This is a genomic window from Klebsiella sp. CN_Kp075, from assembly GCF_040065055.2.
GTDB lineage: Bacteria > Pseudomonadota > Gammaproteobacteria > Enterobacterales > Enterobacteriaceae > Klebsiella > Klebsiella aerogenes.
Window position 1 is genome coordinate 4576755 of the sequence record NZ_CM198050.1, and the last position, 17804, is coordinate 4594558.

At 55.4% G+C, this 17804-nt stretch carries 20 protein-coding genes; 10 read left to right on the forward strand and 10 right to left on the reverse strand.

Annotated elements, in window-relative coordinates:
- The first annotated feature begins 143 nt into the window (after window positions 1–143).
- Complete coding sequence (locus ABLV78_RS21795) at window positions 144–602, forward strand: YbaK/EbsC family protein (protein ID WP_045395524.1); 459 nt, start codon at window positions 144–146, stop codon at window positions 600–602.
- Window positions 603–610: 8 nt separating this feature from the next.
- Here the strand turns inward: ABLV78_RS21795 and bglJ are convergent, their stop codons facing one another.
- From bglJ to pobA, 4 genes are all read right to left on the reverse strand, one after another.
- Window positions 611–1291 carry a DNA-binding transcriptional activator BglJ gene (gene bglJ / locus ABLV78_RS21800; protein ID WP_045395522.1) on the reverse strand — a complete coding sequence of 227 codons (681 nt, stop codon included), beginning with the start codon at window positions 1289–1291 and terminating at the stop codon, window positions 611–613.
- Window positions 1252–1974, reverse strand: a complete 723-nt coding sequence (locus ABLV78_RS21805) for a helix-turn-helix domain-containing protein (RefSeq protein WP_047043894.1) — start codon at window positions 1972–1974, stop codon at window positions 1252–1254. The genes bglJ and ABLV78_RS21805 overlap by 40 nt, the downstream gene beginning before the upstream one ends.
- Window positions 1975–2231: 257 nt before the next feature.
- Window positions 2232–3101 carry a helix-turn-helix domain-containing protein gene (locus ABLV78_RS21810; RefSeq protein WP_047043892.1) on the reverse strand — a complete coding sequence of 290 codons (870 nt, stop codon included), beginning with the start codon at window positions 3099–3101 and terminating at the stop codon, window positions 2232–2234.
- Between the two features lie 24 nt (window positions 3102–3125).
- Window positions 3126–4310: a 4-hydroxybenzoate 3-monooxygenase gene (gene pobA / locus ABLV78_RS21815; RefSeq protein WP_045395516.1), complete on the reverse strand. Its 1185-nt coding sequence runs from the start codon at window positions 4308–4310 to the stop codon at window positions 3126–3128.
- Between the two features lie 270 nt (window positions 4311–4580).
- Here pobA and ABLV78_RS21820 point away from each other — a divergent pair, with 270 nt between their 5' ends.
- The 6 genes from ABLV78_RS21820 (at window position 4581) to opgB (ending at window position 10294) form a co-directional block, all read left to right on the forward strand.
- Window positions 4581–5357, forward strand: coding sequence for a threonine/serine exporter family protein (locus ABLV78_RS21820; RefSeq protein WP_047043890.1), 777 nt, complete (start codon window positions 4581–4583; stop codon window positions 5355–5357).
- On the forward strand, window positions 5348–5821 hold the full coding sequence (locus tag ABLV78_RS21825; protein ID WP_045395512.1) for a threonine/serine exporter: 474 nt from the start codon (window positions 5348–5350) through the stop codon (window positions 5819–5821). The genes ABLV78_RS21820 and ABLV78_RS21825 overlap by 10 nt, the downstream gene beginning before the upstream one ends.
- An 85-nt stretch (window positions 5822–5906) precedes the next feature.
- The gene (gene dnaT, locus ABLV78_RS21830; RefSeq protein ID WP_047043888.1) at window positions 5907–6446 is read left to right on the forward strand and encodes a primosomal protein DnaT; all 540 of its coding nucleotides are present in this window, start codon (window positions 5907–5909) and stop codon (window positions 6444–6446) included.
- Window positions 6447–6448: 2 nt separating this feature from the next.
- Window positions 6449–7186: a replicative helicase loader DnaC gene (dnaC, locus tag ABLV78_RS21835; RefSeq protein ID WP_026612409.1), complete on the forward strand. Its 738-nt coding sequence runs from the start codon at window positions 6449–6451 to the stop codon at window positions 7184–7186.
- Window positions 7187–7251: 65 nt separating this feature from the next.
- Window positions 7252–7746, forward strand: coding sequence for a YjjA family protein (locus ABLV78_RS21840; protein ID WP_047043886.1), 495 nt, complete (start codon window positions 7252–7254; stop codon window positions 7744–7746).
- Between the two features lie 256 nt (window positions 7747–8002).
- Window positions 8003–10294, forward strand: a complete 2292-nt coding sequence (opgB, locus tag ABLV78_RS21845; RefSeq protein WP_045395509.1) for a phosphatidylglycerol--membrane-oligosaccharide glycerophosphotransferase — start codon at window positions 8003–8005, stop codon at window positions 10292–10294.
- 27 nt (window positions 10295–10321) lie between these two features.
- Here opgB and ABLV78_RS21850 read toward each other — a convergent pair whose 3' ends face one another.
- On the reverse strand, window positions 10322–11137 hold the full coding sequence (locus ABLV78_RS21850) for a GNAT family N-acetyltransferase (protein ID WP_047043882.1): 816 nt from the start codon (window positions 11135–11137) through the stop codon (window positions 10322–10324).
- A 32-nt stretch (window positions 11138–11169) separates the two neighbouring features.
- Here ABLV78_RS21850 and ABLV78_RS21855 point away from each other — a divergent pair, with 32 nt between their 5' ends.
- Window positions 11170–11703 (forward strand): GNAT family N-acetyltransferase, encoded by a 534-nt coding sequence (locus tag ABLV78_RS21855; protein ID WP_047043880.1) that lies wholly within the window; start codon window positions 11170–11172, stop codon window positions 11701–11703.
- Between the two features lie 81 nt (window positions 11704–11784).
- Complete coding sequence (locus ABLV78_RS21860) at window positions 11785–12648, forward strand: MurR/RpiR family transcriptional regulator (RefSeq protein ID WP_015368411.1); 864 nt, start codon at window positions 11785–11787, stop codon at window positions 12646–12648.
- On the opposite strand, the gene ABLV78_RS21865 is transcribed toward ABLV78_RS21860, so the two are convergent.
- The 5 genes from ABLV78_RS21865 to ABLV78_RS21885 form a co-directional block, all read right to left on the reverse strand.
- Window positions 12645–13244 carry a 2-dehydro-3-deoxy-6-phosphogalactonate aldolase gene (locus tag ABLV78_RS21865; RefSeq protein ID WP_047043878.1) on the reverse strand — a complete coding sequence of 200 codons (600 nt, stop codon included), beginning with the start codon at window positions 13242–13244 and terminating at the stop codon, window positions 12645–12647. The genes ABLV78_RS21860 and ABLV78_RS21865 overlap by 4 nt on opposite strands.
- The gene (locus ABLV78_RS21870) at window positions 13231–14103 is read right to left on the reverse strand and encodes a 2-dehydro-3-deoxygalactonokinase (protein ID WP_047043876.1); all 873 of its coding nucleotides are present in this window, start codon (window positions 14101–14103) and stop codon (window positions 13231–13233) included. Before ABLV78_RS21870 ends, ABLV78_RS21865 begins: the two co-directional genes overlap by 14 nt.
- A gap of 9 nt (window positions 14104–14112) precedes the next feature.
- Entirely contained in the window at window positions 14113–15600 is a 1488-nt protein-coding gene (locus ABLV78_RS21875) for a sodium:solute symporter family protein (RefSeq protein ID WP_047043874.1), read from the reverse strand.
- 186 nt (window positions 15601–15786) lie between these two features.
- Window positions 15787–16179, reverse strand: coding sequence for a RidA family protein (locus ABLV78_RS21880; RefSeq protein ID WP_047043872.1), 393 nt, complete (start codon window positions 16177–16179; stop codon window positions 15787–15789).
- Window positions 16180–16189: 10 nt separating this feature from the next.
- The gene (locus ABLV78_RS21885) at window positions 16190–17629 is read right to left on the reverse strand and encodes an N-acyl-D-amino-acid deacylase family protein (RefSeq protein WP_047043870.1); all 1440 of its coding nucleotides are present in this window, start codon (window positions 17627–17629) and stop codon (window positions 16190–16192) included.
- On the opposite strand from ABLV78_RS21885, the gene ABLV78_RS21890 reads away from it, so the two are divergent.
- Complete coding sequence (locus ABLV78_RS21890) at window positions 17607–17786, forward strand: hypothetical protein (RefSeq protein WP_042929906.1); 180 nt, start codon at window positions 17607–17609, stop codon at window positions 17784–17786. The two genes, ABLV78_RS21885 and ABLV78_RS21890, sit on opposite strands and share 23 nt — an antisense overlap.
- Window positions 17787–17804 lie beyond the last annotated feature (18 nt).

Genomic DNA, 17804 nt, shown 5'->3' on the forward strand with positions numbered 1-17804 from the left:
ATCCTGCAACCGGTTACAGTAACCGGTTGCGGCGATTGTGAAGAAGATCCAGAAATCGGAATAATTCCTGATTATCCATCGACAATATTTACAGATTTCCGGCCTTGTGACAGATTTAAGCGGATAACTACCAGGAGAACCCCATGAGTCTGCAGTCCGTGAGGCAGTTTTTTGCTGAACATGCCCCCGATATTGAAATCATCGAGTTGAATCAAAGTACGGCGACCGTTGCGCTTGCCGCCGCCGCGCATCGTGTCGAGCCGGGGCAAATCGCTAAGACTTTATCTTTAAAGGTAAAAGATCGGGTTATATTGATCGTCGCTAAAGGCGATGCTCGCCTTGATAACAAGAAGCTGAAAGACGCCTTCGGCGCAAAAGCGCGGATGCTCAGCAGTGATGAAGTTGTTACGCTAACCGGCCACCCCGTCGGCGGCGTCTGTCCGTTTGGCCTGGAAAACCCTCTGCCGGTCTATTGTGATGTTTCACTCAAGCAGTATGCCGAAGTTCTACCGGCAGCAGGTGCCATTCATAGCGCGGTACGAATTTCGCCTGAGCGCATGGCACAACTGACAGAAGCCGACTGGGTTGACGTCTGTCTGTAAATTGCCAATTATTGCGCCAGGCACATTCCCTGCCCATCGTCGTTATTCGCCGGCAGACACAGCAGAATGTCCGCCGCGCTGAGCAGGCCAATATCAGAGTTAACGCCCAGTTTGGTCATCGCGTTAAATTTATGTGCGCGAATAGTTTTGATATTTCTATCAAGCTGGGTAGCGATTTCGGGCAACGAATAACCATAGGTCATATAACGAAGTATCGTATGCTCCGTCGGGCTAAGAATTTGCCCGCAGGAGCTATTGCTACGCTCCAGAATGCTTTCTTTATCCAGCGGCGCCTGCTCGATCAGCTGCAGTAAACGCTCCTGCAAACGAGTAAGACAAGATGATTTATTCAAAATAGTTTGCGGGCTTGAAGGTGTCAGATGACTGATCAGACGCATTTCCGCAGTATTATCCGCCAGTACAATTCGCTGTATTTCGGGGCGTGTTTGCGCTATTTCATGTAAAAAAAGCAGGCTTTCCAGACGAATACGTCGACTACCGGAAAGGGAAAAGATAACGGCGATAAAGTTTTTGGAAGCGAATTCACGCTTTAAGGCCTGAGTATTTTTATAAAAATGAATGCTATATTTTTTACCTGCTTCGTTATCTAAAATATAACGAAGCGCCATTTCAGTCATTGCGCATTTTTCTACGATAGCGACACATCGTGTTGTGAGATTTTTTTCCATTCCGTGTTATCTCCATAGGCTGAATACAGATTCAGTTCCTTCATTCCTTGAGCGCTATTGATCCAGGCATACATTTCTGCATTACTGCGTAACGACAGTCGGCGCATGGCGCTATTTTTCTGCGCGCTTATCGTTTTATTGCTTTTTTTCAGCAAGGCAGCAATTTGGTTAATTCCCCACCCTTTTGCCAGTAGCCGCAAAACTTTACGCTCTGAAAAGGTTAAGATGACCGTATCACTAGCATCATCACCTAAGTTGTCCATCTCGGGTGAAAAAAGTGTCTGACTAATTCTTTCGGCAGAAGCTTTACCAGCACGGATGACCTCGATGAAACGTTTAACCGGCTCGCTATCAGAAATCAGAGAGCTTTCCGGCCGCATCAAAAACTCAACTGCCAGTGGAAAGCAGGAGTGACCAACCATAAAGATCCAGTGAATGTCCCGGTATTGATTCATTAATGAATAATAATGCTCACAAATATCTCGCGGGTGTTCAATGTGACCGGAGAGGTCGACGAGGACCAGCACGGCGCGCCGAAGCTGAAGTAGCGTGAGTTCATCCTGTGAAGCACAGAAACTCAAATCGTAATCAGGGAGATGCTCCCTTAAAATAGCGTTCAAACCCGATTGCATAACCGGTATTCTACTAATGATGACGCCAAACTTACCTTGTCCTGGCAACATAAAACCTCCACCTCCTGTCAAAGATTCAAACCCAAATAAGTAATGGATTAATGGCTACAATAATATTATTTGCCAATTGAATCTTTATCGTCCCTGGCGGGCATGACGTATGCCCTGAACTTCATTCCATAACCATGAGAGATATATTAGCATTACTCTCACCAGCGATTTACCCTAACACAAAATGATGTCATCAATAAATTAGAAAAAATTAAAACCCTCATTAGTAAAATTACCTTTAAAATTAAATAAATAACTTATTTAATTTCTTTCCTAAATGCTTTCGGTGAGATCCCGTTATAGCGCCTAAAGAATCTCGAAAAATAAGCAGCATCAGTAAATCCTAAATAATCAGAAAGTTGGGTGATAGTCATGCTGGTATATTGTAGGTTACGCCGTGCTTCTAACATTAAACGTTGATGTAATACGCCTAATGCGCTGCAGCCATGAAATTCACGACACAAATAATTTAAATGCGTTGTGGAGAGCCCCACTAGCCTTGCATATTCAGCCAGCGGCAGATGTTCCCGATAGTGGCTTTCAATCAGACGTGAAAAATGCCGCATGACGCTGCGCTTACGCTCTGCTTTGTCCTCTGTCATTGGTGTCGGCTGGCACTGGCGATTTAACCATACCAATAGTGCTCCCAGCAGCGAATGCAGCATCATTTCGCGCGCATCATGCTCCTCGCAATACTCTTCACGCAAGGCGGTAAACAGTGAACGAATATGGCCGCGGGAGCGTTTCACCGCCACGCACTGCGGCTGCGATAGCACATCAAGCGTACGCCCAAACTGGTTTTCAAAGCGGCTCAGCAACGGCTGCGACAGCGACAGGACAAACCCTTGGGTACCGGGCGAGAAACGAAAGCCGTGGATGCATAATGCCGGCACGACCTGAATACAGGCTTCGGTCATCACCCTGGTGACGCCTTCAATTTCAATTTCAGCACGCCCCTTATGCAGATATAACAGCTGTACCATTTCGGCATGTTGATGTACGCGGATATGCCACTCATAAAGGCTGCTGCGCTGCAAAATGGATTCGCAATGCAGCAGATCCGGCGTCGGCCAACCGCGCTCTTCGCCATACAAGGTAAAAACGGGAATCGTGTTCGCGGTTAACATGGTCTCTCCAGTTTTCGTTTGTCGTTACGTGACGCGCTCCATCGGCAACCCCACATAGTTTTCGGCAATGGTCGTTAGCCCAGCGCGAGAACCCAGATAGTAGCGGCGGTCGGCGGCCTGCATTTTTTTATCGAATTCATTCTGTTCAGGAAAGTCGTGCAACAGGCGAGTCATAAACCAGCTGAATCTTTCTCCTTTCCACACGCGATCGAGAGCAAAGCGTGAATAGCTGGCGATCAGGTCCTCGCGGCCATGGTGATAATATTCGCGCAGGATCCGCCATAAATAATTGACATCCGACGCCGCCAGATTCAGCCCCTTTGCGCCGGTTGGCGGCACGATATGCGCGGCATCGCCGACCAGAAACAGTCTGCCGTACTGCATCGGCTCAACGACGTAACTGCGCAGCGGCGCAATACTTTTCTCAAGTGAGTGACCAGTCACTAACTTATTTGCCAGATCCTCCGGCAGACGGCGTTTTAGCTCATCCCAGAAGCGTTCATCAGACCACGCCGAGACGCTATCGCTTAGCGGTACCTGCAGGTAATAGCGGCTGCGGGTGAGTGAGCGCTGACTACACAATACAAATCCGCGTTCATGATGGGCGTAAATCAGTTCCGGATTCACCGGCGGCGTATCCGCCAGCAAACCTAACCAACCAAACGGCCACACGCTTTCATACTCTTTGAGAATGTCACGTGGAATGCTTTGCCGCGAAACGCCGTGGAAGCCATCGCAACCTGCAATAAAATCGCACTCCAGGCGACATTTTTCGCCGCCGCTTACGTATGAGACTGCCGGCCGATCGCTTTTAACATCTTCGAGTGCAACCTCGCTAACGCCATAAATAATCGGCGCGCCGCTGTCGCGTCTTGCCGCCATCAGGTCACGGGTAACTTCGGTCTGACCATAGACCATCACGCTTTTACCGCCGGTCAACTCGCTGAGCGGTACCGGCACTCGTTGGCCTTCAAATAAAAACTCTACGCCATGATGAACCAGCCCTTCCGCGTCCATTCGCTTTGCCACCCCTGCTTCGCGCAGTAGCTCGACGGTACCATTTTCCAGTATCCCGGCGCGGATGCGCCCCAGCACATATTCCGCACTCTGACGCTCAAGGATAACGGTATGAATACCAGCGTTATGCAGCAGTTGGCCCAACAGCAGCCCCGACGGGCCCGCGCCAATAATGGCAACCTGTGTTCTCATAGGGTACTCGCTCTCGAAAGTTAATTATTTGTTTGTTTTTTGTTTATTAAAAGTTCACAGATGCATTTTTGATAACTCAAACGGGAAAAAGAAGGGATGAATGGCGGTAAAAATTGCACTTTCCAACGAAGTGACGAAAGTGTGGCGCGGTTCAAATTTCAGCCAACGCCATTGATGGAGCAATTTTTGCACATTGTTTGATCCCGCACGCCGCACAACGGGGTGGAGTTCAGGTAAAAGTATCAATAGAGACGCGGACAGCAGGTACTTATGCAGGTAGATAAATCAGAACAGCGCGCCATCACCCGGCTGTGTATTCAGTGTGCCCTTTATTTACTCCAGCACGGCGCGGAAAGCGCGCTGGTGGAAGAGCTTTCTACCCGCCTTGGGCGGGCATTAGGCATGGATAGCGTTGAGAGCGCCATCTCTTCTAACGCGATTGTGCTAACGACGATTAAAGATGGTGAATGCCTGACGTCCACGCGCAAAAACAGCGATCGCGGAATTAACATGCACGTGGTGACGGAGGTACAGCATATCGTGATCATGGCCGAACATAAGCTGCTGGATTATAAAGACGTCGAGAAGCGCTTCGCGCAAATTAAACCCCTACGCTACCCGCGTTGGCTGCTGGTGTTGATGGTTGGCCTTTCCTGCGCCTGCTTTTGTAAATTGAACAACGGCGGTTGGGATGGCGCGGTGGTCACCTTCTTTGCCAGCACCGTCGCCATGTATATTCGCCAGTTGCTGACCCATCGCTCCATGCATCCGCAGATTAATTTCTGCATTACCGCCTTCGTCGCCACCACGATTTCCGGGCTGATGCTGCGCCTGCCGGCATTTAGCGACACGCCGACTATCGCCATGGCCGCCAGCGTGCTGTTGCTGGTTCCCGGCTTTCCGTTAATTAACGCCGTCGCCGATATGTTCAAGGGCCATATCAATACCGGGCTGGCCCGCTGGGCGATCGCCAGCCTGCTGACGCTGGCGACCTGTATCGGGGTGGTGATGGCAATGACCGTGTGGGGGCTACGCGGATGGGCATAATCTCTTTTCTTTTCGACCTGGCGCAGGATATGGCGCTGGCGGCCATCCCTGCTGTCGGCTTTGCGATGGTGTTCAACGTCCCACAGCGCGCGCTGCGCTGGTGCGCATTACTGGGCGCTATCGGCCACGGCTCGCGGATGGTAATGATGAGCGCAGGCTTCAACATTGAATGGGCCACCTTTCTCGCCGCGTTACTGGTCGGCAGTATCGGCATTCAGTGGTCGCGCTGGTATCTGGCGCATCCGAAGATATTTACCGTCGCCGCGGTGATCCCAATGTTTCCGGGTATTTCGGCCTATACGGCGATGATCTCGGCCGTCAAAATTAGCCATTTTGGTTATTCCGAGGAGATGATGATTATGCTGCTGAGCAATTTTTTAAAAGCCTCCTCCATCGTCGGGGCGCTCTCTATCGGGCTTTCTATCCCTGGGCTGTGGCTGTACCGCAAACGCCCGCGCGTGTAACCGGCAGCGCTGCTTCCTGGCCTCGCACTATGCTACTATGTCAGCAATTCCCCCACTCTTTGCTGTTCAGAGTTGAGATAGCGTTATGTCTTCACGAATTTTAACCACCGACTTTTGCGGTCTTGACGATTTCGTCGAGAACCACGCGGCCAGGCTGCAAAAATCAGCCAGCGGCGCCGTCGCCGTGTTTGCCAATAACGCCCCGGCGTTTTACGCGCTGACGCCGGAGCGCCTGGCGCAGTTGCTGGAGCTGGAAGCGAAACTGGCGCGCCCCACCAGCGATATCGCGCTGGATGCGCAGTTCTTTGACGAGCCGAGCGCCGCGCCCGTCGCCGTGCCGATGGGTAAATTCGCCATGTATGCCGGCTGGCAGCCGGATGCCGATTTTCAACGTCTGGCGGCGTTATGGGGCATCGCCCTGACGCAGCCGGTCACCCCGGAAGAACTGGCCGCCTTCGTCGCCTACTGGCAAGCGGAAGGCAAAGTTTTCCACCACGTGCAGTGGCAGCAAAAGCTGGCGCGTAGCGTGCAAATTGGCCGCGCCAGCAACGGCGGGCAGCCGAAGCGCGACGTAAACACCATTAGCGAACCCGATAACCAGATCCCGCGAGGTTTCCGAGGATGAGCATGAAAAACGTTGGCGATCTTATGAAGCGCCTGCAAAAAATGATGCCAGCCCACGTGCAACCGGCGTTTAAAACCGGCGAAGAGCTGTTGGCCTGGCAAAAAGAACAAGGCAAGCTGCGTTCGGAGGCGCTGGAGCGGGAAAACCGGGCGATGAAAATGCAACGCACCTTTAACCGCTCCGGGATCCGCCCCTTACATCAAAATTGTTCATTCGATAATTACCGCGTCGAAAACGACGGGCAGATGATCGCCTTGTCCCGCGCTCGTCAGTACGTTGAAGAGTTTGACGGCAACATCGCGAGCTTTATTTTCTCCGGCAAGCCGGGCACCGGTAAAAATCATCTTGCCGCCGCTATCTGCAACGAGCTGCTGCTGCGCGGTAAATCGGTATTAATCATCACCGTCGCCGATATTATGTCGGCAATGAAAGATACCTTCGGTAATCGGGAAACCAGCGAAGAGCAACTGCTAAGCGACCTGAGCCGGGTCGATCTGCTGGTTATCGACGAAATCGGTATGCAAACGGAATCGCGCTACGAGAAAGTGATAATCAACCAGATTGTCGATCGTCGCTCCTCCTCGAAACGCCCAACCGGCATGCTGACCAACAGTACGATGGACGAAATGAACAAACTGCTCGGCGAACGCGTCATGGATCGCATGCGCCTCGGCAATAGCCTGTGGGTGAACTTCACCTGGGATAGCTACCGCGATCGCGTTACCGGTAAAGAGTATTGAGAGATTTCCGAGCTCAAGCGGCGTTATACTGAAGAGATTCTTAAGTAACGACGAAGAGTACGTTTATGAAATCTTTGCAGACAGCTTTTTGCGCCGCTATCGCAGCCGGCGCGTTGATGGCGGCCCCCACCTACGCCGCCTCCTGGCAGGACTCACTCAATAGCGCCGCCAGCCAGCTCAGCAGCAGCAGTTCCCAACAGAGCGGCGGCGGTATGTCGATGTCGTCCTTAACCAGCCTGCTCAACGGCGGCAACCAGGCGCTCACCTCCAGCAGCATGAACAATGCCGCCGGCGTTCTCTCTTACTGCGCGCAAAAAAAACTGACCTCGGTCACCAACGCCGACAACGTGAAAAACCAGGTACTGGATAAGCTTGGCCTGAGCACGCCGGAGAAACAGAAACAAGATACCGGTTATCTGGAAGGGCTACAGGGATTGCTGAGCAGCAATAACGGCCAGCAGTTGAATCTCAACACCCTCGGCAGCAGCCCGCTGGCTGAAAAAGTGAAGACCAAGGCCTGTGACCTGGTGCTGAAACAGGGCGTTAATTTCCTGTCTTAAATTTCCCCGCCGATGCCGCGTTTGGCGCTTTAGCGTTGCCAGCGCGGCCGCAATCGCTATTTTTACTTTTCTGCTCCTGTTTTCCGCGCTATGACAGGATGAGACATCGTACAAAAAAGACGCTTTCTAAACCAATTCTGAATCACAGCACACTTTCATGACACTACAATTGCAGCAGAAAGACGCTGCCATTACAGTGTAGCGTGAAAATCGATCTATCCGGCCAGCCCGCCGCTGGCGCACATGAGGGTTAGCTGTGTCAGAGTTGTTATCCATCGCCTTGTTTCTTGCCTCGGTGGTGATCTATGCCTGGAAAGCCGGTCGCAATACTTGGTGGTTTTCTGCCACTCTTGCGGTGCTGGGGCTGTTTGTTGTGCTCAATATCACCCTCTACGCCAGCGACTACTTCACCGGCGACGGTATTAACGACGCGGTACTTTATACCCTGACCAATAGCCTGACCGGCGCGGGCGTCAGTAAATATATTCTGCCAGGTATCGGTCTGGTGCTGGCGCTGGTCGCCGTATTTGGCGCTCTCGGCTGGATATTACGCCGTCGCCGCCATCATCCGCATCACTTTGGCTACAGCCTGATTGCGCTGGTACTGGCGCTGGCCTCCGTCGACGCCAGCCCGGCGTTCCGCCAAATCACCGAACTCGTGAAATCGCAGTCCCGCGACGGCGATCCGGACTTCACGGCTTACTACAAAGAGCCGTCGAAAAGCATCAACAATCCGCATCTGAATCTGGTCTATATCTACGGCGAGAGCCTGGAACGCACCTACTTCAATAACGAGGCTTTCCCGGAGCTGACGCCGGAACTGGGTAAAATCAAAAGCGAAGGGCTGGATTTCAGCAACACCGCGCAGCTTCCCGGCACCGATTACACCATCGCCGGTATGGTCGCTTCCCAGTGCGGTATTCCGCTGTTCGCGCCGTTCGAAGGCAACGCTTCCGCGGCGGTATCCAGCTTCTTCCCGCAAAATATCTGCCTTGGCGATATCCTGAAAAACTCCGGTTACGAAAACTACTTTGTGCAGGGCGCCAACCTGCGTTTTGCCGGTAAAGACGTTTTCCTCAAATCTCACGGTTTCGATCACTTGTTCGGCGCGGAAGAGCTGAAAACAACGGTGGCCGACCCCTCCTACCGCAACGACTGGGGCTTCTACGACGACACCGTGCTCGACGAAACGTGGAAAAAGTTCGAAGAGCTCTCCCAATCCGGCAAACGCTTCTCGCTGTTCGCCCTCACCGTCGATACCCACCACCCTGACGGCTTTATCTCGCGCACCTGCGAGCGCAAACGCTATGACATGGATGGCAAAAAGAACCTCTCCTTCAGCGCCGTGGCCTGTAGCCAGGAGCACATCGCCGCGCTGATTGAAAAGATTAAGGCCTCGCCGTACTTCAAAAATACGGTCATCGTGGTCTCGTCCGATCATCTGGCGATGAAAAACAGCGCCTGGGATTATCTGAACAAACAGGATCGCAGCAATCTGTTCTTTATCCTGCGCGGCGACCAGCCTCAACAGGATGTGCTGGCCGTGAAGCGTAATACCATGGATAACGGCGCAACGGTGCTGGATATTCTCGGCGGCGATAACTATATCGGCCTCGGCCGCAGCAGCCTTTCCGCCGAATCGCTTTCAACCATTTTCATGAATATGAAAGAGAAAGTGCTGGCCTGGAAGCCAGATGTCATTCGTCTGTGGAATTTCCCGAAGGAGATTAAGAGCTTCAGTATCGACTCGCAGAAGAACATGATCGCATTCTCCGGTAGCCACTTCCGTCTGCCGCTGCTGCTGCGGGTCTCGGATCAGCGCGTCGAGCCGATTCCGGAAAGCGAATACTCGGCGCCGCTGCGCTTTCAGCTGGCGGACTTCGCCCCGCGCGACAACTTCGTATGGGTCGACCGCTGCTACAAGATGGGCCAACTGTGGCGGCCGGAACTGGCGCTGTCCACCGACTGGTGCGTCTCTCAGGGTCAACTGGGCGGCGAACAAAAAGTACAGCATGTCGATAAGCCGCAGTGGCAGGGCAAAACCGCCTTCAAAGATACCGTCATCGATATGGAGCGCTATAAAGGCAACGTCGATACGTTGAAAATTGTCGATAACGATATTCGCTACAAAGCCGACAGTTTCGTGTTTAACGTCGCCGGCGCGCCGGAAGAAGTTAAACAGTTCAGCGGCATCTCGCGACCTGAGCTATGGGGACGCTGGTCCAACGCCCAGCTCGGAGACGAAGTGAAGATTGAGTACAAAGAGCCACTGCCGGAAAAATTCGACCTGGTGATCACCGCCAAAGCCTTCGGCCCGAACGCCAACCAGCCGATACCGGTACGCGTCGGGAAAAGTGAGCAAGTACTTACTTTAGCCAATGAAGTGACCACCACAACGCTGCATTTCGACAATCCGGCGCGCAGCAACACCTTAACTATCACTCCGCCGGAACCGCAGTCCACCAACGAAGGCAACATTGTCGGTCACGCGCCGCGCCAGTTAGGCATTGGCATGGTGGATATTAAAATCGTCAGCCGCGAAGGCTAATACCCGTAGCCCGGCTCCGCCGCCGGGCTAGTTCAACGGCAGGCACATCTCGTACTGCTGCAGCGCCAGCGGCGCATAGCCCGCCGATTTAAACAGCGGCGTGAAGGTTTCCGGGATGGTCACCGAAGTGCTTAGTCCAGGAAACTGTTGAGCCAGCGCGAGCAGCATTTCTCGCCCCAGCCCGCGTCCGCGCGCCGCCGGCGTCAGCCATAAAAACTGTAGCTGGGGCTTGCTGGCGGTGGTTGCCAGCACGGCGAAGGCCTGCTGCTGCAGCGTCAACGCCCGACAGGGCAAGGTAATAAAGGTCAGCGGATCCAGCAGCCACGGCAGTTGCCCTTCCTGCTCCAGGCTTGCATGACGCAGCAGGCTCAGCAAATCGTAATCCTCCAGGGTGGACTCACGCGGGTCCGCTTGCACCGAGCTGAGATAGCCGCACAGCCCGTGACGCACGGTAAAACCCAATGACTGATACAGCGCCACCGCCCGGTGATTATCGCGGATCACTTCCAGCCACATTCGCTGTACGCCCTGAGCGCGTAAATCGGCGATAAGCGAAGCCATCAATTGTCGCCCTCGTCCTTTGCCGCGAAAGCCGGGATGAATAGCAAAAGCCGCCAGCCGCGCATCGCGCCCGCGGCGGGCGATGAGCCCGATAGCGGCCGGTTCATCTCCTGCCAGCCACACTTTAGACTGCAACAGGTTTAACCCTTCGGCGCTAAAGCGCTGTACAAACAGATCTACCGACATCGACACCGGCACCAGATAATCGGCAAAGCAGTCATTCAAAATCGTAGTCAACTGCGCGCCGCTAAACTGGACGGCAGGAACGGCGGTGAACTCCATGCATTTCTCCCTGAGGCTGCTATGCTGAGGCAATGAAAACTAACACTATAAACCCCACCATCACTTTTCGCCTGACCGAAGAACGCGATCTGCCGCTGCTGCCCGCGCTGGAACGTTCGGCGGCACAGTCCTTTGCGCGCATTCCCGCTTTCGCCTGGCTGGCGGAAAGCCCGGTGATGAGCGTTGAACAGCACCGGCAATACCTGGAAACCGGCCACAGTCTACTGGCGCTCGCTGACGACAGGCCCGTCGGTTTCCTGCTGAGCGAGCCGCTGGACGATGCGCTATTTATTGTAGAAATCTCCGTCCATCAGCAGTGGCAGGGCCAGGGCATTGGCCGCGCCTTGCTTAGCCAAACTATCGACACCGCCCGCCGCGACGGCTTCCCGGCGGTGACGCTCACCACCTTTCGCGAGGTGCCGTGGAACGCGCCCTTTTATACCCGGCTGGGCTTCACCATCCTCAATGAACTGCACCTACCCGAAGGGCTGGCGGCGAAACGCGCGCTGGAAGCAGAGCACGGCCTGACGGCGGAAACCCGCTGCGCGATGCGCCTTGATTTTTAACGCCGCGAGAGGCGCCGCGCTGATTTTGTCACCGGTATATGGTACAAAGTACCATTCCCAATACATAACCTGATACCCGGAATGGCCTACTCGATCGATATCATCTCCTGCATCACCGACCGCTTTATGGCGCTGACCGCGACCGAAAAGCGCATTGCGCAGTTTATTCTCGACGACGTCGCCGCCGCGGCGGAAATGCCGATTGCCGAACTGGCGCGCCTGACCGACACCAGCCAGGCATCGGTGACGCGCTTTGCGCGTGCGCTGGGCTGTAAAGACGTGCGCGAACTGAAAATGAAGCTCGCCCAGTCGCTGGCCATTGGTCAGCGCTTTATTCTCGATGTGCCGGATCTGGAAGGCGTACAGGGAATTTATGAGTCAATCATCAGCGTGCTGGAAACCAACCGCCGGGCGCTGGATCTTGCGGCGCTGAAACGCGCGGTGGAATGGATTAGCGACGCCCGTCAGGTGCTTGCGCTGGGTATGGGCGGCGGTTCGACCATCTGCGCGCAGGAGATCCAGTATCGCTTGTTCCGCCTCGGGTTACCGGTAGTCAGCCAGAGCGATGGCCTGCTGGTACGCATGATGAGTTCAGCGGTGACGGCGAAAGATGTGGTGATTGTGCTGTCGCTCGGCGGCTATACCAAAGAGATGATCGAAAGCGCCGCCATCGCCCGGCAATACGGGGCGAAAATTGTTGCCATTACCCCGCCGGAAACGCCGCTGGCGGCGCAGGCCGATATCGTGCTGCCGCTACTGGTGAGCGAAAACGACTATATCTTTAAGCCCAGCGCTTCACGCTATGCGATGCTGGCGATGGTAGATGTGTTGGCCACCGAGCTGGCGATGGCCAATAAACCGCAGGCGAAAGACCGTCTGCGCCGCATTAAGCTGGCGCTCGACGACCACCGTGACGGCGTCGACCGACTGCCGCTCGGCGATTAATCGCCGCAGGCGGCGATAAAGCGTTGCGCCTGCTGGCGGGTACGCGCCAACGGCTGCCCGGCGCGGTAGAGGTCGCTGCCTAATCCCGCCCCCGCGCAGCCCGCCTGACGCCAGCTGTGCAGATTTTCCGGCGTCACGCCGCCTACCGCCAGCACCGGCACCTCCGGCGGCAACACCGCTTTCAGCGCGCGGATATAGTCCGGGCCGAATGCCGATGACGGAAAGATTTTCAGCCATTGCGCCCCGGCATCCAGCGCGCTAAACGCCTCGGAGGCCGTCGCGCAGCCGGCGCACACCAGCATCCCCTTATCTACCGCGCGGCGGATCACCGCCGGGGCCGTATTGGGCGTCACGATAAGCTTCGCCCCGGCTTCAGCCAGAAAATCAACCTGTTCAACCTTCAGCACCGTCCCTGCGCCAATCACCGCCCGCTCGCCAAACTGGCGCACCATCGCTGGAATACTCTGCTGCCAGTCCGGCGAGTTAAGCGGAATTTCAATATAGCGAAAACCCGCATCGATTAGCGCGGCGATATGCTCCGCCGCCTCATCGGGTTGAATACCGCGTAAAATCGCCACCAGTTTAACCTTGTCCATCTATCATCCTCGCCATACCCGAAAGAAACGCCGCCTCGCCGGAACAACAAGAAACGGCCAATCCGCGTGCCGCCATCGCCTGCTGATAACGTGCGCTGAGCGAGTGCTCACCAACCAGCACCACGCGGCTGGCGCGGTAGCGTTCGCTAAAGGTCGCCACTTCCGCGCCAATCAACAGCCCGGAGAGATAATCGCTCACCGAAGTTGCCGCCAGCGCCCCTAACACCCGCGCGGCGCGAGCGCTGAATAACCCGTCCAGCAGCGCCGGCTGATTTAGCCCTTTTTCCATACCGAGGGCGAAAGCGGCGTCATCAGGTTGTTGTGCCGGCAGTTGCTGGCCGAGCAGCGAATGGTTAAGCAACAGGTGATGCAGTTCGCCGGTCATCGCGGTGGCGAACTGGCGCACCACGCCGTTCTGCACCTGCACCCATTTGCAGTGGGTGCCGGGCATCACGTAACACTCCGCGGGCATCCGTTGCCAGGCCCCCAGCAGCTGGGTCTCCTCGCCGCGCATCACGTCGTACTCTGCGGCCTGCGCTACTTTCAGCCCCGGCACGATCCACACTTTTTCCGCCACCTCATGTAACTGACCGTTGAGCGCCTCCAGCGCCAGCGGGCAGGCCAGATAAGGCACCGGTTGCCAACCGGCATCGCTACCGATCATGCCCGCCATCACCACCGGCAGCGCGGGGTCGCCGCGCCATGGCGCCAGCTGCTGCTGAAAAACCGCTTCGGCGCGCTGCCCGTTCAGGCGCGTGATGCCGTAAGGCAGCTTCAGCTTGTCGATGCATTCGCCATCGCGCATCCGCCATGCCCGCAGCTGCGTAGAGCCCCAATCGACGGCAATATACTCGTTCATGATGGCCCCTTACCCGCGTGAGGTATGACGTTTGCCAATTGGCAGCGGCGGCGGCGTTGGGCGGCTTTCACGTTCGTGGGTAATCATTTCCAGCGCCTGCTCGCGGCTCAGGCTGCTGGCCGGGGTCACTAACGTCACCACAACCGAAGCCACCAGGCTCGTCAGTACCGCCGGAATACACGGGTTGCCCCAGAACGCCAGCCAGTCGCTATCCACCAGCACCGCAACCGATGCCCCGGCGCCGCCGGCCAGCGCAGCGACCGCGCCCTGCCAGTTAAAGCGTGTCCAGAAACGGCCAAGCATGGTGCAGATAAACATCCCGGACATAATCATCGAGATCATTTTGGTGATATAGCTGATGATGTCGTTGGAGGTCAGGGCAAACAGCAGCGCCAGCGCAATCACCAGAACCAGGAAGATCCGCGACAGGCGAATCGCTTTCTCCGGCGCGGGCATATGGCCGGTCACCAGGGTGTAGAGGTCGCGCAGCATAATGGACACCGCGGCGATGGCATCAGAGCTGCCGGAAGACATATTGGCCGACATGCCGGCAATCAGGATCGCCATCGCCAGCACCGGCGGCAGCACCTGGGTGGCAAACAAGAAGGCGAAGCCGCTGTTCTCCAACTGCGGGTTCATGGTCCATACCGCCATACCGATGATCGCCGGCAGGAAGGAAAATCCCAAATACAGCAGGCCGGTAATCGTGAAGGACTGACGTACCGAAGAGACGGTCTTCGCCGAGTAAATACGCTGGCGATAAGAAGGGGTCGCCAGCACGCCGACGCCGATCACCATCGCCAGCGATAGCGCCGGCAGCACGCCTAATTTATCGACCGCGAACAGGCTTTGCGCCGCCGGATCGACGGCCTGCTGAATATGGCTCCAGCCGCCAACGTGATGGACTGCGAGTACCGCCATTAAAATAAAGCCGACGAACAGCACGATCGATTGAATAGTATCGATCCACACCACCGCGGAATAGCCGCCAATACCGACATAAACCACAAAAGCCAGCGCGATAATAATTTTCGCGACATTAATATCAATGCCGCTGGCCCACGCCAGATATAATCCGCCACCTAATATATGCGCTCCCAGCCAGCCGATAGAGGCAATAAAAATAAGTATCGCGACGAGGTTTTTAATTATTTTACTGCCGCCGGTGTAATACGACATTTCTTCACTCATGGTCATGAAGCGAAGTTTACGTACCGGAGCGAATAACCATGCCACCAGCAGAATCCCCACCGCGCCGCCGAGGCCGTAAAGCATCCCGGCCCAGCCGTTGCTGTAGCCAAAGCCGACGGCGCCGACGCTGGAGCCGGTGCCCACCATGGTGCCGACCGTCGAACCGAGAGTGAGGATCATCGGCAGCGAACGGCCGCCAAGTAAAAAGTCTTCGCCGGTTTTCTGTTTGCGCGAAACGTACCAGCCTAAGGTAATCATCGCGCAGGCATAAACGGAAAACCAAATCATAAATGACATATTATTCATGGCTCACATCCAGACGTAATAAATAATATTCGTGCCGCTGAATATTATGAGTTAACAGGAACCATGCCTGAAAAAAGGCATAGCGAACCCAGTGGCACCGATTTATTTATTCACTCTGGTGCCGATATCACACTTTTTTGATGCTCCCTCCCGCAAAGGGAGGGATTTATTTTTAGGTTTCGAGCGTTATTGTCGCGCAGCGTTAAAACAGGTCACGTCTACTTCAACTTTGCAATCCACCACCAGGTCCGCCACGCAGCAAATGCGCGCTGGCGGATTATCGCCAAAGAACTCGCGAAATACCTTATTGAACGACTGAAAATAGCGCGCGTCGGTGAGGATCACTTTCACGTGCACCACGTCCGCCATGCCGTAACCTGCTTCGCTCATGATGTCGACGCAGTTCTGGATCGCCAGCCGCGATTGTTCGACGATGCCGCCTTCCACGACTTCGCCATTTTTCATCGGCGTCTGCCCGGAGACATATAGCCAGCCGCCCGCTTCCACCGCGCGGGCGAACGGCAGATGCTGACCGCCGGTTCCGGTACCGCCTTCCACGCCATAACGTTTGATACTCATACTCAACTCCTTAGCCCATCCGACGGCGCAGGAAACGCCCTGCCCGCCCGGTAATTTTCTTATCACTGCCGTAGCTCATCACGCCGTTGACCATCACCGCCTCAATGCCGTCCGCCGGGCGTTTCGGGTCGGAGAAACTGGCGACATCGCGCACCGTCTGCGGGTCAAACAGCACCAGGTCGGCGAAGTAGCCAATTTTCACCAGCCCGCGATCCGCCAGCTGGAAACGCGCCGCCGACAGCCCGGTCATCTTGTGTACCGCGGTAGTCAGCGGGAATAGCTGCTCGTCGCGGCTATAGTGACCAAGTACCCGCGGGAAGGCGCCCCACAGGCGCGGATGCGGCATCGGATCGTTCGGTAGCCCGTCAGAGCCAATCATGGTGACCGGATAGCGCATCACCCGCCGTACATCCTGCTCATCCATGTTGTAGTAGATAGCGCCCGCCGGCATCAGCCGCGCCGCGGCCTCGTGCAGGCTCACCTGCCACTCATCGGCGATCTGCTGCAGCGTTTTCCCCGCCTGCTCCGGCTGCGCTTCGGACCAGGTGATCACGATATCAAACTCATCGGTCACCTGTTTCATATCCAGCGTCGACGAGCTGGCGGAGTAGGGATAACAGTCGCAGGCGATATCCTGCTGCTGGCGCATCTCATCGAAAAACGCCAGCGTCTCTTTGGTACGCCCCCAGTTTTTCGCCCCGGCGCACTTGTGGTGAGAAACCACCACCGGCACGTTGCCGTGACGGCCGATACGGAAGGCTTCGTCCAGCGCCTCAAGAATCGGCTCGAACTCTGAACGTAAATGGGTGGTATAGACACCCTTCCCGGCGGCTAGCTCTTCCGCCAACGCCATCACCTCTTCGGTGGTCGACTGGAAGGCGCTGGCATAGGCCAGCCCGGTACTGAGCCCTAATGCCCCCTGGCGTAGCGCATCGCGTAGCTGTACGCGCATGCCGGCGATTTCCGTCTCGTTCGCCGGCCGAAACAGATCGTCCATATGGTTATTGCGCAGCGCGGTGTGACCGATTAACGTGCCGACATTCAGCGACGGCCGCGCCGCTTCAACCGCATGGGCATAAGCCTCCACGGTGGGATAGATAAAGTGCTGCTGCTCGCCGAGGAGATTCATCGGGTCCGGCACTTCGCCGCGCATAGTGGCGGTCGCCGCGCTAATCCCGCAGTTGCCGACGATCACCGTCGTCACCCCCTGGCTGAGCTTCGGCAAGTACTCAGGCATGCGGATAACGTTGATATCATCATGGGTATGCACATCAATAAAGCCCGGCGCCAGTACCCGCCCCTGGCCATCAATTTCCTGCTCCGCCGCGACGTCCAGCGCCGGGGCGATAGCGATTATTCGGTCGCCCTTCACCGCCACATCGGCACGGTATTGCGGCCCGCCGCTCCCGTCGATCACCGTGACGTTTTTGAAAAGCCAGTCAACTTTCATAGCAATTACTCCCTTTCGACATGCCGATAAGTTAACCATTTACAAGCGCAAAAAACAGTGGAAAACTACGCAAAACCCAGATCATTTTGTGATACTTTTATTCAAAACAAATAACATTTTTATATTAAAAATATATTTATCAAATAGTTATAAATGATACCCAGCGACTAACCGA

Bases quoted from the DNA above. Each gene is read 5' to 3' on its own strand.
- dnaC (WP_026612409.1), top strand. From the start codon at position 6,449: ATGAAAAACGTTGGCGATCTTATGAAGCGCCTGCAAAAAATGATGCCA.
- ABLV78_RS21860 (WP_015368411.1), top strand. From the start codon at position 11,785: ATGGCCTACTCGATCGATATCATCTCCTGCATCACCGACCGCTTTATG.
- ABLV78_RS21855 (WP_047043880.1), top strand. From the start codon at position 11,170: ATGAAAACTAACACTATAAACCCCACCATCACTTTTCGCCTGACCGAA.
- ABLV78_RS21825 (WP_045395512.1), top strand. From the start codon at position 5,348: ATGGGCATAATCTCTTTTCTTTTCGACCTGGCGCAGGATATGGCGCTG.
- ABLV78_RS21805 (WP_047043894.1), bottom strand. From the start codon at position 1,974: ATGTTGCCAGGACAAGGTAAGTTTGGCGTCATCATTAGTAGAATACCG.
- dnaT (WP_047043888.1), top strand. From the start codon at position 5,907: ATGTCTTCACGAATTTTAACCACCGACTTTTGCGGTCTTGACGATTTC.
- ABLV78_RS21865 (WP_047043878.1), bottom strand. From the start codon at position 13,244: ATGGACAAGGTTAAACTGGTGGCGATTTTACGCGGTATTCAACCCGAT.
- bglJ (WP_045395522.1), bottom strand. From the start codon at position 1,291: ATGGAAAAAAATCTCACAACACGATGTGTCGCTATCGTAGAAAAATGC.
- ABLV78_RS21880 (WP_047043872.1), bottom strand. From the start codon at position 16,179: ATGAGTATCAAACGTTATGGCGTGGAAGGCGGTACCGGAACCGGCGGT.
- ABLV78_RS21875 (WP_047043874.1), bottom strand. From the start codon at position 15,600: ATGAATAATATGTCATTTATGATTTGGTTTTCCGTTTATGCCTGCGCG.
- ABLV78_RS21795 (WP_045395524.1), top strand. From the start codon at position 144: ATGAGTCTGCAGTCCGTGAGGCAGTTTTTTGCTGAACATGCCCCCGAT.
- ABLV78_RS21870 (WP_047043876.1), bottom strand. From the start codon at position 14,103: ATGAACGAGTATATTGCCGTCGATTGGGGCTCTACGCAGCTGCGGGCA.
- ABLV78_RS21840 (WP_047043886.1), top strand. From the start codon at position 7,252: ATGAAATCTTTGCAGACAGCTTTTTGCGCCGCTATCGCAGCCGGCGCG.
- ABLV78_RS21850 (WP_047043882.1), bottom strand. From the start codon at position 11,137: ATGGAGTTCACCGCCGTTCCTGCCGTCCAGTTTAGCGGCGCGCAGTTG.
- ABLV78_RS21810 (WP_047043892.1), bottom strand. From the start codon at position 3,101: ATGTTAACCGCGAACACGATTCCCGTTTTTACCTTGTATGGCGAAGAG.
- pobA (WP_045395516.1), bottom strand. From the start codon at position 4,310: ATGAGAACACAGGTTGCCATTATTGGCGCGGGCCCGTCGGGGCTGCTG.
- ABLV78_RS21820 (WP_047043890.1), top strand. From the start codon at position 4,581: ATGCAGGTAGATAAATCAGAACAGCGCGCCATCACCCGGCTGTGTATT.
- ABLV78_RS21885 (WP_047043870.1), bottom strand. From the start codon at position 17,629: ATGAAAGTTGACTGGCTTTTCAAAAACGTCACGGTGATCGACGGGAGC.